Genomic DNA, 12,581 nt, shown 5'->3' with positions numbered 1-12,581 from the left:
CATGGCGCGCCTGGCCTGGCACCGCGAAGCCGGGCATTGCTGTGTGATGGTGAGCGCCTCGCCCGACATCTACCTGCCGCAAGTGGCGCGGCAACTGGGCTTTGACGCGCTGATCTGCACCGAAATGGAAGTGGTGGGCGAGGGCGAGGCCGGGCGCCTCACGGGCACCATGCGCACGCCGAATTGCCACGGTGAGCAAAAGGTCGTCAGGTTGCGCACCTGGGCGGCTGGGCGGTTTGGCGCCGCCGGGCTGGAAGGGGTGACGCTGTATGCCTATGGGGATACTTCGGGTGACAAACCCATGCTGCGGTTGGCGCGGTATGCGTGGTATCGGGGAGAGCCTTGGACCGAATGACCGGGTCTTGCGCCGGCCAGCAAGCCCATGCAAAGGGCGAGGCGCGCCGCCGGCGCAAGACCAGGCTAAGAAGCCTCTACCAACAACCCATAAAACTCAGGCCGCCGATTAAGCGCCAAATCAAACTCCCCCCGTTTGCCGGGCGTACAAGCATCCAGATCGCAGTCGGCAACCGCCAGCTCATCCCCCAGTGTCCGCGTCCCGGCAACAATCTCACCGGTGGGCGCCACGATGCAGGTCCCCGCCATCATCTCGCAGCCTTCCTCGACACCGGCCTTGGCCACGCCCACCACCCAGCTGCTGTTCTGGTAGGCGCCGGCCTGCATGCACAGGTGGTTGTGGAAGCGCCGTTGCTCGGGGCTCTGGCCCGTGTCCTGGCCGGGGTTGTGCAGCGGCGTGTTGTAGCCCAGCGTGATCAGCTCGGCGCCTTGCAGCGCCAGCAGGCGGTAGGTCTCGGGCCAGCGCCTGTCGTTGCAGATGCACATGCCCAGCGTGCCGCCGAAAGCCTCGAACACCGGAAAGCCCAGGTCGCCGACTTCAAAGTACATTTTTTCGAGGTTCTGGAAGGGGTGCTCGGGATGGATTTCGGCGTAACCCGGCAAATGGATCTTGCGGTACTTGCCGATGATGCGGCCGTCCTTGCCGACCAGCACCGAGCTGTTGAAGTGGCGCGGCGTGTCCGCCGTGCCGGCCAGCTCCGCGTAGCCCAATGAAAAACCGATCTTCAGCCGCGCGGCTTCTTCAAACAGGCGCGTTACCGGCCCGTCGGGCATGGCTTTTTCGTAATAGCTTTCGAGTTCGGCCGGGTCAGTGACTTCCCAATGCGGGAAGAAGGTGGTCAGCGCCATCTCGGGGTAGACCACCAGGTCGCAGCCGTCCGCCGCGGCCTGGCGCAGCAGGGCGACCAGGCGGGTGACCACCTGTTCACGGTTTTCGGTGCGGGCGATAGGCCCCAGCTGGGCGGCGGCGACGCGGACGATTCGGGTCATGTGCCTGGGGTCCCCTCAGGCTTTGGGTTTGTAGGCCACCACGTCGATCTCCACCCGCGCGTCCACCATCAGGCGCGCTTCGGTCGTCGAGCGGGCCGGCTTGCCGTTCGCGAAGTAACTCATATAGACGCGGTTGAAGCTGCCGAAGTCGCGCGCGTCCTGCAGCCATACGGTGGTCTTGCAGACGTCGTCCAGCGTGCAGCCGGCCAGGGCCAGCGCGGCCTGGATGTTTTTCATGACCTGGCGCGTCTGCACCTCGATGCCGCCCTGCACGATCTCGCCTTTTTCGTCGCCGGGCACCTGGCCGGAGACATAAACGAAGTCGCCGGCGCGCACGGCGGGCGAAAACGGGCGGGGCTGGTGGTCGGAAGCGATGGGCGGGTTGCCCAGGTATTCAAGTGCGGACATTGCGAAGACTCCTTATTAGGTAAACAATGGACAGCTTGCCGGGCAGCGACCGGCAAGGCAGGGCAAACGGCCCCCGCACCCAAGCTGGTGCAAATGGCCGCGACATCAGGGGTGCAATGCCCCAAAGCCATGCAGCATAACCCCCTAAACTGAAATATATTTTCAGTTTAGGTGCTCAAAACCTAGGGTTTGTACCAATTTATAGGGTTTTTTGGGTGGCATATTCTTTGCAAGTTGAAAATTACTTTCACTTTTAAGGAGATCGGCATGCTGCAAAAATTCCTGCTCAACCGTCGCACGGCGGTTGCTTTGGCCCTGGTGGCGAGTGGTTCGGCGCTGTTGCCGATGGCCGCGCAAGCCCAGGCGCTTTCCAAATCGGCGCTCAACCTGGCGATGATCGCCGAGCCCGCCACGCTGGACCCGATGGCGACCACCGCCGACCTGACGGCCACCATCATGCAGCACGTGTACGAGCCGCTCTATACGTTTGATGCCAACTGGAAGATGGTCCCCATGCTGGCCGAAAGCCTGCCCAAGGTCTCGGCCGACGGCAAGCGCTACAGCATTCCCCTGCGCAAGGGCGTGATGCTGCACAACGGCCGCGAACTCAACTCCGAAGACGTGGTGCTCAGCCTGAAGCGCTGGATGGACGTCTCGCCGCGCGGCAAGGCGCTGGCCAAGGAAATCGACAGCCTGACGGCCAGCGGCGCCAACGGCATTGAAATCGTCCTCAAGGCCCCCTACGCCCCGCTGCTGCCGCAGCTGGCGCTGCCTTCCGGCATGGCCGCCATCATGGCCAAGGAATCGATTGCCACGCCGCTGAAAGAATTCATCGGCACCGGCCCTTACAAGTTCAAGGAGCGCCGCCCCGACCAATATGTGCTGCTCAGCAAGTTCGACCAGTACTCGGCCCGCAAGGAAGCCGCCAGCGGCTACGGCGGCAAGAAGGTCGCGATTGCCGAAGAGCTGCGCTTCATCCCCGTGCCCAACGCCAACACGCGCGTTGAAGGCTCGCTGGCCGGCCAGTACCACTTCGCCGACCTGCTGCCCACCGAAGCGCTCGGACGCCTGGAAAAATCCGGCGGCAAGACCGTGCCCATCCTCACGCCGTCCTTCGGCTTCCCGTACTTCGTGTTCAACACCAAGGAAGGCGTGATGGCCTCGCTGCCGCTGCGCAAGGCCGTGCAGACCAGCTTTGGCGAAGGTGAAATGCTGGCCGCCGGTTTCGGCGACACGCGCTTCTTCACGGCCGAGCCGAATCACTTCCCCAAGGGCACGCCGTTCTACTCGGCCGCCGGTTCGGCGCTGTACAACGAACGCGACGCCGCCAAGGCCAAGGGCCAGTCGGCCGCCGCCGGCTACAAGGGCGAGACCATCCGCATCCTGACCAGCCGCCAGTACGACTTCCACTACAACATGGCGCTGATCATGGCCGAGCAGCTCAAGCGCGCCGGCTTCAAGGCCGAGCTCAACGTCGTCGACTGGGCCACCCTGGTGCAGCGCCGCGGCGACTCCAAGCTGTGGGACATCTACATCACCCACTCGGGCCAGTTCCCCGAGCCCATGCTGTCGCCGCCGCAACTGGGCGACGGCGCGCCGGGCTGGTGGTCGTCACCGGCCAAGCAGTCCACGCTGGCCGCGCTGAACCAGGAAACCAACCCCGCCAAGCGCGGCGCCCTCTGGGGTGCGGTGCAGCAGGTGGTGTACGACGAAGTGCCTTACATCAACGTCGGCAAGTTCAACAGCCTGTCGGCCAAGTCGCCCGCGCTGCAGGGCTATGTGCCTTCCACCTGGCCGTTCTTCTGGAACGCAGGCCTGAAGAACTAAAACCGATTGTTGAGTTGAGCGAAGAAGGACAGGCATGACCCGTTATCTCTTGTCACGCGTCATGGGCATGCTGGTGGTGATGGCCATTGTGGCCGTCATCGTCTTTGTGCTCACGCGCGCCGCCTCGGGCGACCCGATCGCGGTGCTGCTGGGCGACCAGGCCACGGCCGAGGACATCGCCAGCGCGCAAAAGCTCTACGGGCTGGACAAGCCGCTGCCCGTGCAGTTCGGCTACTGGCTCAAGGAACTGTCCCACGGCAACCTGGGCCAGTCCATCTTTTTGCAGCGTCCGGTGACCCAGGCGCTGTGGGAGCGGGCCGAGCCCACGACTTTGCTGGCACTTCTGTCGGTTTTTATCGCGGCGCTGATCGGCGTGCCCTGCGGCATCGTCTCGGCGGTGTTTCGCGGCAAGTTCATCGACCAGCTCTTCACCGGTTTTGCCATGCTGGGCGCCAGCGTGCCCAGCTTCTGGTTCGGCCTGGTGCTGATGCAGATTTTTGCGGTCTCCATGGGCTGGTTCCCCGTCTCCGGTTACGGCGACCCGGGCGCCACGCTAATGGAGCGCGTGCACTATTTGATCCTGCCCTCGGTGGTGCTGGGCGTGCTCAATTCCGCGCTCATCATCCGTTTCACGCGCGCCTCCATGCTGGACGTGCTCGGTGAAGACTATGTGCGCACCGCGCGCGCCAAGGGCCTGTCTGAAAACGTGGTGGTGCTCAAGCACGCGCTGCGCAACGCGCTGGTGCCCATCGTCACCGTGCTGGGGCTGACGGTGGCGCTCATGATTGGCGGCGCCGTCGTCACGGAAACCGTGTTCGGCCTGCCCGGCGTCGGCAACCTGGTCGTCAGCGCGGTGCTGCGCCGCGACTACCCGGTGATCCAGGGCGCGCTGCTGGTGATCGCCATGATTTACGTGGTGATCAATTTCCTGACCGACCTGCTCTACATGCTTGTCGATCCCCGCGTGAAATATTAAGTATGAAAATCCCCCTCACGCTGAAAAAGCTGTTCCGCCGCCGCATCGTGCTGGCGGCCGGTATCTGCCTGCTGATCGTGGTCATCGTCGCGCTGCTGGCCAACGTCGTCAGCGGCTACGACCCCAACGACACGGCGGTGCGCGAGCGCCTCTCGGCGCCCACGGCCAAACACCTGCTGGGCACCGACGAGCTGGGCCGCGACCTGTTTGCGCGCATCGCTTTCGGCGCGCGTTATTCGCTGACCATCGCGGCGCTCACGGCCATTGGCTCCATCGTGCTGGGCACGCTGTTCGGCCTGGTCGCCGGTTTCTTCCGCCGGCTCGACGCGCCCATCATGCGCGTGGTCGACGCGATGATGTCCTTCCCCGACATCCTGCTGGCGATCGCGCTGGTCGCCATCCTCGGGCCGTCCATGCTCAACGTGGTGTTCGCGCTGGTGCTGGTCTACACGCCGCGCGTGGCGCGTGTGGTGCGCGCCTCCACACTCGTGGTGCGCGAGCTGCTGTTTGTCGAAGCCGCGCGCGCCGTGGGTGTGTCCACCGGGCGCATTTTGCTGCGCCACATCCTGCCCAATTTGATGTCGCCCATCCTGGTGCAGGCGTCTTTCATCTTTGCCTATGCCATCCTGGCCGAGGCCGCGCTGTCCTTCCTCGGCGTGGGCGTGCCGCCGGAAATCCCGACCTGGGGCACCATGGTCGCCGGCAGCCAGCAGTATGCGCATGAGGCGCTGTGGATCGTGCTGTTCCCGGGCCTGGCCATCATCCTGACGGCCTTGTCGCTGCAGCTGCTGGGCGACGGCGTGCGCGACCTGCTGGACCCGCGGCTCAAAAAATCCATGTGAGAAGGCATGAATAAATCTACTGCGCGCCACAATCCCGGCACTCCGGTCCTCACCGTACCTGTGTACGGCTCCGGCCCTCATGCCGGGCTTGAGGCGCTCGCTACGATTTCTTCACGCCTTCCCGGCACGTTTGAATCACGTGCGCCTTGATAAAAAACGACACCCCATGAATTCCCCCACACCCCTCCCAGCCGGCACACGCCTCGACGTGCGCCACCTGAGCACCTTCTTCGACACCGACGAAGGCCTGATCCGCTCGGTCGCCGACGTGAGCTTCAGCATCCGCCCCGGCAAGACCACCGCGCTGGTCGGCGAGTCCGGCTCCGGCAAGTCGGTGACCAGCCTCACGCTGATGCGCCTCTTGTCGCGCACGGCCTCCACGCAGGTCAGCGGCGAGGCGATGTTCACCAACCGCGCCGGCCAGACGCTGGATTTGCTGTCGCTGCCCGAGGCCGAGATGCGGCGCATACGCGGCAATGAAATCGCGATGATCTTCCAGGAGCCCATGACCAGCCTGAACCCGGTCTTCACCGTGGGCGAACAGATTGCCGAATCGGTGCGCCTGCACATGGGCCTGGACCGCAAGGCCGCGCTGGCCCACGCGCTGCGCATGCTGGAACTCGTGGAGATTCCGGCCGCCGCGCAACGCCTGCACGAATACCCGCACCAGCTCTCGGGCGGCATGCGCCAGCGCGTGATGATCGCGCTGGCCATGGCCTGCAACCCGACGCTGCTGATCGCCGACGAGCCGACCACCGCGCTGGACGTGACCATCCAGGCGCAAATTCTGGAGCTCATGCGCCGCCTGCAAGCCGAGACCGGCATGAGCATTTTGTTCATCACCCACAACCTCGGCGTGGTGGCACACCATGCGGACGACGTGGCCGTCATGTACGCCGGCCGCATCGTGGAAGCCGCACCGGTGCGTGAACTCTTTGCCCAGCCGCGCCACCCCTACACGCAAGGCCTGCTGGCCTGCCTGCCCGCACAGCAGCGCAAGCGCGAACTCGCCAGCGGCCAGACCGGCGCCAAACGCCGGCTCTACGCCATTCGCGGCCAGGTCTCCAGCCCGCTGTCGCCGCCGCCGGGCTGCGCGTTTGAGCCGCGCTGCGACCTGGCGATCCCGCCTTGCCGCGACGCCATGCCCGCCTTGCTGCCGGCAGGCCCGACCCGCAGCGCGCGCTGCATACGCGTGGAAGAAACAGCCACAGCTACGGTGGAGGCTGCATGAGCGCCCCTTTGATCGAAGTTAAAAATTTGCAGCGTTATTTCGGCGCGCCCGCCAAACCGGTGCGCGCGGTCGACGACGTCTCCTTCAGCATCCAGCCCGGCGAGACGCTGGGCCTGGTCGGCGAATCCGGCTCGGGCAAAAGCACCATAGGCCGCACCTTGCTGCGCCTGATCGAGGCCACCTCGGGCCAGGTGCTGTACCGCGGCGAAGACCTGGGCACGGCCTCCAGCGGCCGCATGCGCGCGTTGCGCAGCAAGCTGCAGATGATTTTCCAGGACCCGTACGCCAGCCTGAACCCCAAGATGCGGGTCAAAGACATCCTCGGCGAAGCGCTGCAGGTGCATGGCCTCGCCAAGGGCAAGGCGGCGCGCGAAGAGCGCATCGCCGAGCTGCTGGAACTGGTCGGCCTGCGCGCCGAGCACGCCAGCCGCTACCCGCACGAATTTTCCGGCGGCCAGCGCCAGCGCATCGGCGTGGCGCGGGCGCTCGCGGTCGAGCCCGAGTTCATCGTGGCCGACGAGCCGCTGTCGGCGCTGGACGTGTCCATCCAGGCGCAGGTGGTCAACCTGCTGTGCGACCTGCGCGACCGCCTGTCCCTGACCATGCTCTTCATCTCGCACGACCTCGACGTGGTCGAGTATTTGTGCGACCGCGTGGTCGTGCTGTATCTCGGCCGGGTGATGGAAGTCGCGCCCACGGCCGAGCTGTTCGCCGGGCCGCTGCACCCTTACACGCAGGCGCTGCTGGCCGCATCGCCCAAACCAGACCCCGAGCACAAAAGCGAGCGCATCGCGCTCAAGGGCGACATCCCCAGCCCGGTCAACCCGCCTTCGGGCTGCGTGTTCCGCACGCGCTGCCCGCATGCCATCGATGCCTGCGCCGTCACGCGCCCCGAGCTGCGCGACATGGGCAACGGCCGCTTCAAGGCCTGCATACGCGACGACATCCCCGGCGCCGTGCCCGCGGCGCCCGCGCTGATGGCCGCCTGACACGCCCGACAAATCAAGACACATCCCATGACCACATTGCAAGACCTCCTCGACCCGCAACTCGACCGCTCCTTCAAGGGCTTTCCCCACAACAGCGGGCCGGTGCGCCGCTCCGACATGGGCAAGCAGGGCTGGAACGTGCTCAAGGGCGACCTGCCGCTGCCGCTGGCCGTCGTCAAGCAGTCGGCGATGAAACACAACCTCGGCTGGATGCAGCGCTTTGCCAAAGGCCAGGGCGTGGACATGGCGCCGCACGGCAAGACCACGATGTCGCCGCAATTGCTCAAGCGCCAGCTGGACGAAGGCGCCTGGGGACTGACCTTCGCCACCGTTGCGCAGATGCGCGCCGGCATCACCGCCGGCGCCAGGAACCTTCTTATCGCCAACCAGGTGGTGAACGCCGTCGACCTGGCCGGCATCCAGGGCATGCTGCGCGAATACCCGGGCCTGCGCATCGTCTTCCTGGTGGATTCGCCGGCCCAGCTGGCGCTGATCGAAGCCTGGTCGCAGGCGAACGCCGCCGCCGTGGTGTCGCCGTTTGACGTGCTGCTGGAAATCGGCGTCATGGGCGCGCGCACCGGCGTGCGCAACGAAGCCCAGGCCATGACGCTGGCCGCCGCCATCCACGCCAGCCCGGCTTGCCGCCTGGTCGGCATAGAGACGTATGAAGGGCAGGGCGCCACGGGGGATTCGCTGGCGGACCAGGCTTATGCCGACACCCTGATGGAGCGCGTCTGCGACGTTGCCGTGGCCTGTGACCAGCAGGGTTTGTTCGACAGCCAGGAAGTGCTGATGACCGCCGGCGGCTCGGCCATCTTCGACCTGGTCAGCGGCTGGCTCAAGCCACTTCTCGCGCGGCCGGTGCGCGGCCTGCTGCGTTCGGGCTGCTACATCACGCACGACCACGGCAACTACAAGCGCCTGGTCGGCTCGGTCAATGCCCGCCTGCACGACAGCGACGGCCTGAAACCCGCCATCGAAGTCTGGGCCACGGTGCAGTCCTGCCCCGAGCCGGGCCTCGCCATCCTGGCCGTCGGCCGGCGCGACCTCTCCTACGACCTGGAAATGCCGATACCGCTGTCCTCGGTCAATGCGGCAGGCGGCACGCCCGTGGCCGTGCCCGCGGACTGGAAGATCAGCGCCCTCAACGACCAGCACGCCTATTTGCGCGGCGAAGGGCCTGAACATGCGGCGCTCAAGGTCGGCGACATGGTGGCCCTGGGCATCTCGCATCCCTGCACCACCTTCGACAAATGGCGATGGATGCCGGTTGTCGATGAGAATTACACGGTGTGCGACGCGCTCGTGACCTGCTTTTAAGCGCAACACGCATGCCCCCAGCCCTTACCTTTTACGCATGATTTATTTCATGACCTCTGCATGACGTCCCAAGTACTTGCCAGAATTGCCGACACCATGGCCAGCGCGCCCACTTCCAGGCGCAGCGTGCTGGCCCTGATCCTCGAGGATCCGCAGCGCGTGCTGGACGAAAGTTTTGAGCAGCTGGCGCAGCGCGCGGGCAGCTCCGTGCCCACCATCATGCGCACCTGCCGCGACCTGGGCTATCCGGGCCTGCGCGAATTCAAGCTTGCGCTGGCGCAGGAGATGGCCGTCAGCGGCTCGCCGTTGCACCGCCGCGTGCAATTGCACGACAGCACCGAAGAGGTGATCTCCAAGGTCATCAAGGGCGCGGCCACCTCGGTCAGCGGCGTGCAGTCGCAGCTGGGCGTGGAAGCGGCCGAAGCCGCGGCCGACGCCATCGTGCGCGCCACGCGCGTCGATTGCTACAGCGCGGGCAGCACCTCCAGCTTCATGGCGTCCGACGTGCAGGCCAGGCTGTTCCGCCTGGGCCTGGTGTCCAACGCCTACTTCGACACCCACCTGCAGCTGGTGTCCGCCGCCACCATCGGCAACAAGGGCGTGGTCTTCGCGATCTCGCACGTGGGCGGCATGCCTTCGCTGCTCGAAGCCGTTGAAGTCGCGCATTCGCAGGGCGCCACGGTGATCGCGCTGACGCAGCAGGGCACCGAGCTGGCCAAGCGCGCCGACATCGTGCTCGGCATCCACGTGCCCGACGATCCCGTCATGCACGTGGGCACCGAAGCCTACCTGGTCCACCTCACGGTGATTGAAATCCTCACGGTGCTGGTGGCCCAGCGCCTCGGCGACCTCGCCGTCAAACGCCTGGGCGGCGTGCGCGAAGTGCTCAGCACGCGCGGCGTCGATATGCGCCACTACCCGAAACTCGATTGGGACACGGTCACGGCCGTGAACGAAAGCAAAATTAAATGACGCGTGCGACGCTGCTGGAAAACGGCCTGGTGATTGATGGAACGGGCGCGGCCGGCTTTGCCGGCGACGTGCTGCTTGTGGGCGACCGCATCGCCGCCGTGGGTACGGGCCTCTGGGGCCAGCTACCCGAGGGCCTGGTGCAGGGGGACGTGAAACGCGTCGACTGCACCGGCATGGCGATCACGCCGGGTTTTGTCGACGTGCACACGCACGACGACGCCATCGTGCTCAACCATCCCGAGATGCTGCCCAAGGTCTCGCAGGGCATCACCACCGTGGTGACCGGCAACTGCGGCATTTCGCTGGCGCCCTTTGTGGTGCAAAAGCCCGAGCCGCCGCTGAACCTGTTGGGCGCCGACTCCTTCCGTTTTGATTCGGTCGACGCGTATGAGCGTGCCGTGGTCGCCGCGCAGCCGGCCGTCAACGTCGCGGTGCTCATAGGCCACACGACCTTGCGTTTTGCCTGCATGGACGACCTCGAGCGCGCCGCCACACCCGACGAAGTGGCGGCCATGTGCGCGCTGCTGGAAAAGTGCATGGAAGGCGGCGCCGCCGGCATGTCATCCGGCCTCTTTTACGAGCCGGCTTTTGCCGCGCCCGCCGATGAGGTGGTGGCCCTGGCCCGCGTGGTGTCGCGCTTCGGCGGCGTCTACAGCACGCACCTGCGCGATGAAATGGCGACCATCGTCGAAGCCCTGCACGAGGCCGGCGACACCGCCTTCAGCGCCGGCGTGCCGCTTATCGTTTCGCACCACAAATGCGCCGGCCCCGCCAACTGGGGCCGCACGAAGCAGACCCTGCCGCTGATCGAATCGCTGGCCGCGCGCCAGCCGGTGGCCATGGACGTCTATCCCTACGTCGCCGGCTCCACCGTGCTGCGCGAAGACCTGGTCGACGGCGTCATCGACATCCTCGTGAGCTGGTCCACCCCGCACCCCGAGATGACCGGCCGCACGCTGGCTTCCATCGCCGAGGAGTGGGGCGTGGACCAGAAAGCCGCCTGCCGCCGCCTGCAACCCGGCGGCGCCTGCTACTTCCAGATGCACGAGGACGACGTCAAACGTGTCATCGCGCATCCGCTGACCATGATCGGCTCCGACGGCCTGCCGCACGACCAGCACCCGCACCCACGCCTGTGGGGCGCCTTCCCGCGTGTGCTGGCGCGCTACTGGCGCGAGCAGAAGCTGTTCTCGCTGGAAACCGCCATCTACAAGATGACCGGCATGTCGGCCCGCAACTTCCGCCTGCACCAGCGCGGCCAGCTGCAGCCCGGCTGGCACGCCGACGTGGTGGTGCTGGACCCGGCCCGCGTGCGCGACGTGGCGACTTACGAAGACCCGATCGCACTCTCCGAGGGCATCGAGAAGGTGTTTGTGAACGGCGAGCTGGCCTATGTGGCCGGCACTGCCGATGCGGCGCATGCCAAGGTGCAGGCCAGGGCTGGTCGGCTGTTGAAACGCGGCGTGGCCTGATACCCGCTTCCAGTTCCCTCTCCCTCTGGGAGAGGGCTAGGGTGAGGGTGTCCCCGTTTTTGATGGGTCCTGCCTTTCATACGCCGCCAGCCCTCACCCCACCCTCTCCCAGGGGGAGAGGGTGTAAGACAGAGGCTAATCCAGCGAGTCGACCGTATCCGGATCAGGCACATCCCCAATCGCCTCGCGCGTCAGCGCCGCCTGGTTCTTGAGCCAGTCGCAAAACGCCAGCACCTCGGGCCTGGCCACATTACGCGGCCCAATGATCAGCCAGTAGCTCATGGGCGACTCCATGCGCGTCTGTGGCAGGGGCTCGACCAGGTCGCCTGAGGCCAGGCTTTCGGCGATCAGCGGCAAGCGGGCCAGCACCACGCCCTGGCCCGTCAGCGTCGCCTGCACCATCTGGTAGGCGTAATTGAAGTACAGCCAGCGCTTGGCCTCCAGCTTGGGGCTGGCGTGTTCGTCCAGCCAGCGCCGCCAGGTCAGCCATTCCAGGTGCGTCTGGTGGGCGTCGCCGGCCTCGATCAGCGTGAACTGCGCCAGGTCGTCGGGTTTTTTCAGGCGCGGCCCGCTTTTGAGCAACCAGGGGCTGATCACCGGCGTGATCTGCTCGCCGAAAAGGCGTATCGCGTTCGGCGGCATGTGGCTGGCCGGGGCGTAGCGCAAGGCCAGGTCCAGGTCCGAAATGTCCAGGTCCACCGCGACGTCCGACGCATCAATCCGGATGTCGATGTCGGGGTTGTCGCGCTGGAATCCCTCAAGCCGCGGAATCAGCCACATCGACGCGAAGGAGGCGAAGGTGGTGAGCGACACGCTCTTGCGCCCGGCCGTCTGGCGTATCTGCCGCACCGCGTTGTCGATGCGCTCCAGCGAGGGCGTGACGGCCCGCAGCAGGATGCCGCCGGCGGTGGTCAGCTCCACCGCGCGGGTATGGCGGTGAAAGAGGCTGACGCCCACGTCCTCCTCCAGGCCCTGGATCTGGCGGCTCACGGCCGACTGGGTCAGGGCCAGTTCTTCCGAGGCGGCGCGGAAGTTGAGGTGGCGCGCCACGGCCTCGAAGGCCCGCAGCTGGCCCGCCGATATCGGCCGGGAACGCAAATGGGTTTGTGAATGCAGCATGACAGTTCGAGGGTATTAGGGCAATTACAGCCTAATTGATTGATGCGAATATGGAATGAATAGCTTAACTCGATTTCATTG

12 protein-coding genes are annotated in these 12,581 nt (G+C 65.8%); 9 read left to right on the top strand and 3 right to left on the bottom strand.

Translation table 11 applies throughout. The features are described from left to right. Positions 1-355: HAD-IB family phosphatase (locus ACLV8F_RS03555; RefSeq protein WP_411882863.1), on the top strand; the 355-nt coding region annotated here is incomplete at its 5' end. A gap of 65 nt (positions 356-420) precedes the next feature. On the opposite strand, the gene ACLV8F_RS03550 is transcribed toward ACLV8F_RS03555, so the two are convergent. Both ACLV8F_RS03550 and ACLV8F_RS03545 read right to left on the bottom strand, forming a co-directional pair. Then, entirely contained in the window at positions 421-1,344 is a 924-nt protein-coding gene (locus ACLV8F_RS03550; protein ID WP_411882862.1) for an N-carbamoyl-D-amino-acid hydrolase, read from the bottom strand. Between the two features lie 15 nt (positions 1,345-1,359). After that, a complete protein-coding gene (locus tag ACLV8F_RS03545) occupies positions 1,360-1,752 on the bottom strand; it encodes a RidA family protein (RefSeq protein WP_411882861.1) in 393 nt (130 codons plus the stop codon). Between the two features lie 267 nt (positions 1,753-2,019). On the opposite strand from ACLV8F_RS03545, the gene ACLV8F_RS03540 reads away from it, so the two are divergent. From ACLV8F_RS03540 to ACLV8F_RS03505, 8 genes are all read left to right on the top strand, one after another. Continuing rightward, the gene (locus ACLV8F_RS03540; protein WP_411882860.1) at positions 2,020-3,579 is read left to right on the top strand and encodes an ABC transporter substrate-binding protein; all 1,560 of its coding nucleotides are present in this window, start codon (positions 2,020-2,022) and stop codon (positions 3,577-3,579) included. Between the two features lie 34 nt (positions 3,580-3,613). Then, positions 3,614-4,555, top strand: a complete 942-nt coding sequence (locus ACLV8F_RS03535; protein WP_411882859.1) for an ABC transporter permease — start codon at positions 3,614-3,616, stop codon at positions 4,553-4,555. A 2-nt stretch (positions 4,556-4,557) separates the two neighbouring features. Next, positions 4,558-5,397: an ABC transporter permease gene (locus tag ACLV8F_RS03530; RefSeq protein ID WP_411881047.1), complete on the top strand. Its 840-nt coding sequence runs from the start codon at positions 4,558-4,560 to the stop codon at positions 5,395-5,397. A gap of 166 nt (positions 5,398-5,563) precedes the next feature. Further along, positions 5,564-6,628: an ABC transporter ATP-binding protein gene (locus ACLV8F_RS03525; RefSeq protein ID WP_411882858.1), complete on the top strand. Its 1,065-nt coding sequence runs from the start codon at positions 5,564-5,566 to the stop codon at positions 6,626-6,628. Then, complete coding sequence (locus ACLV8F_RS03520) at positions 6,625-7,617, top strand: ABC transporter ATP-binding protein (protein ID WP_411882857.1); 993 nt, start codon at positions 6,625-6,627, stop codon at positions 7,615-7,617. Before ACLV8F_RS03525 ends, ACLV8F_RS03520 begins: the two co-directional genes overlap by 4 nt. A 27-nt stretch (positions 7,618-7,644) precedes the next feature. After that, entirely contained in the window at positions 7,645-8,937 is a 1,293-nt protein-coding gene (locus tag ACLV8F_RS03515; protein ID WP_411882856.1) for an amino acid deaminase, read from the top strand. Between the two features lie 60 nt (positions 8,938-8,997). After that, on the top strand, positions 8,998-9,909 hold the full coding sequence (locus ACLV8F_RS03510; RefSeq protein WP_411882855.1) for a MurR/RpiR family transcriptional regulator: 912 nt from the start codon (positions 8,998-9,000) through the stop codon (positions 9,907-9,909). Further along, on the top strand, positions 9,906-11,381 hold the full coding sequence (locus tag ACLV8F_RS03505; RefSeq protein ID WP_411882854.1) for an N-acyl-D-amino-acid deacylase family protein: 1,476 nt from the start codon (positions 9,906-9,908) through the stop codon (positions 11,379-11,381). Before ACLV8F_RS03510 ends, ACLV8F_RS03505 begins: the two co-directional genes overlap by 4 nt. A gap of 135 nt (positions 11,382-11,516) precedes the next feature. Here the strand turns inward: ACLV8F_RS03505 and ACLV8F_RS03500 are convergent, their stop codons facing one another. Then, the gene (locus ACLV8F_RS03500) at positions 11,517-12,500 is read right to left on the bottom strand and encodes a LysR substrate-binding domain-containing protein (RefSeq protein ID WP_411882853.1); all 984 of its coding nucleotides are present in this window, start codon (positions 12,498-12,500) and stop codon (positions 11,517-11,519) included. Positions 12,501-12,581: the final 81 nt, after the last annotated feature.

The sequence above is a fragment of the Polaromonas sp. YR568 genome (assembly GCF_943369675.1).
Taxonomy (GTDB): domain Bacteria; phylum Pseudomonadota; class Gammaproteobacteria; order Burkholderiales; family Burkholderiaceae_C; genus Polaromonas.
The sequence above is the reverse complement of the archived record's forward strand: the minus strand, read 5'-3'. Positions and strand labels throughout refer to the sequence as shown.

Bases quoted from the DNA above. Each gene is read 5' to 3' on its own strand.
- ACLV8F_RS03520 (WP_411882857.1), top strand. From the start codon at position 6,625: ATGAGCGCCCCTTTGATCGAAGTTAAAAATTTGCAGCGTTATTTCGGC.
- ACLV8F_RS03550 (WP_411882862.1), bottom strand. From the start codon at position 1,344: ATGACCCGAATCGTCCGCGTCGCCGCCGCCCAGCTGGGGCCTATCGCC.
- ACLV8F_RS03515 (WP_411882856.1), top strand. From the start codon at position 7,645: ATGACCACATTGCAAGACCTCCTCGACCCGCAACTCGACCGCTCCTTC.
- ACLV8F_RS03545 (WP_411882861.1), bottom strand. From the start codon at position 1,752: ATGTCCGCACTTGAATACCTGGGCAACCCGCCCATCGCTTCCGACCAC.
- ACLV8F_RS03505 (WP_411882854.1), top strand. From the start codon at position 9,906: ATGACGCGTGCGACGCTGCTGGAAAACGGCCTGGTGATTGATGGAACG.
- ACLV8F_RS03500 (WP_411882853.1), bottom strand. From the start codon at position 12,500: ATGCTGCATTCACAAACCCATTTGCGTTCCCGGCCGATATCGGCGGGC.
- ACLV8F_RS03510 (WP_411882855.1), top strand. From the start codon at position 8,998: ATGACGTCCCAAGTACTTGCCAGAATTGCCGACACCATGGCCAGCGCG.
- ACLV8F_RS03540 (WP_411882860.1), top strand. From the start codon at position 2,020: ATGCTGCAAAAATTCCTGCTCAACCGTCGCACGGCGGTTGCTTTGGCC.
- ACLV8F_RS03525 (WP_411882858.1), top strand. From the start codon at position 5,564: ATGAATTCCCCCACACCCCTCCCAGCCGGCACACGCCTCGACGTGCGC.
- ACLV8F_RS03530 (WP_411881047.1), top strand. From the start codon at position 4,558: ATGAAAATCCCCCTCACGCTGAAAAAGCTGTTCCGCCGCCGCATCGTG.
- ACLV8F_RS03535 (WP_411882859.1), top strand. From the start codon at position 3,614: ATGACCCGTTATCTCTTGTCACGCGTCATGGGCATGCTGGTGGTGATG.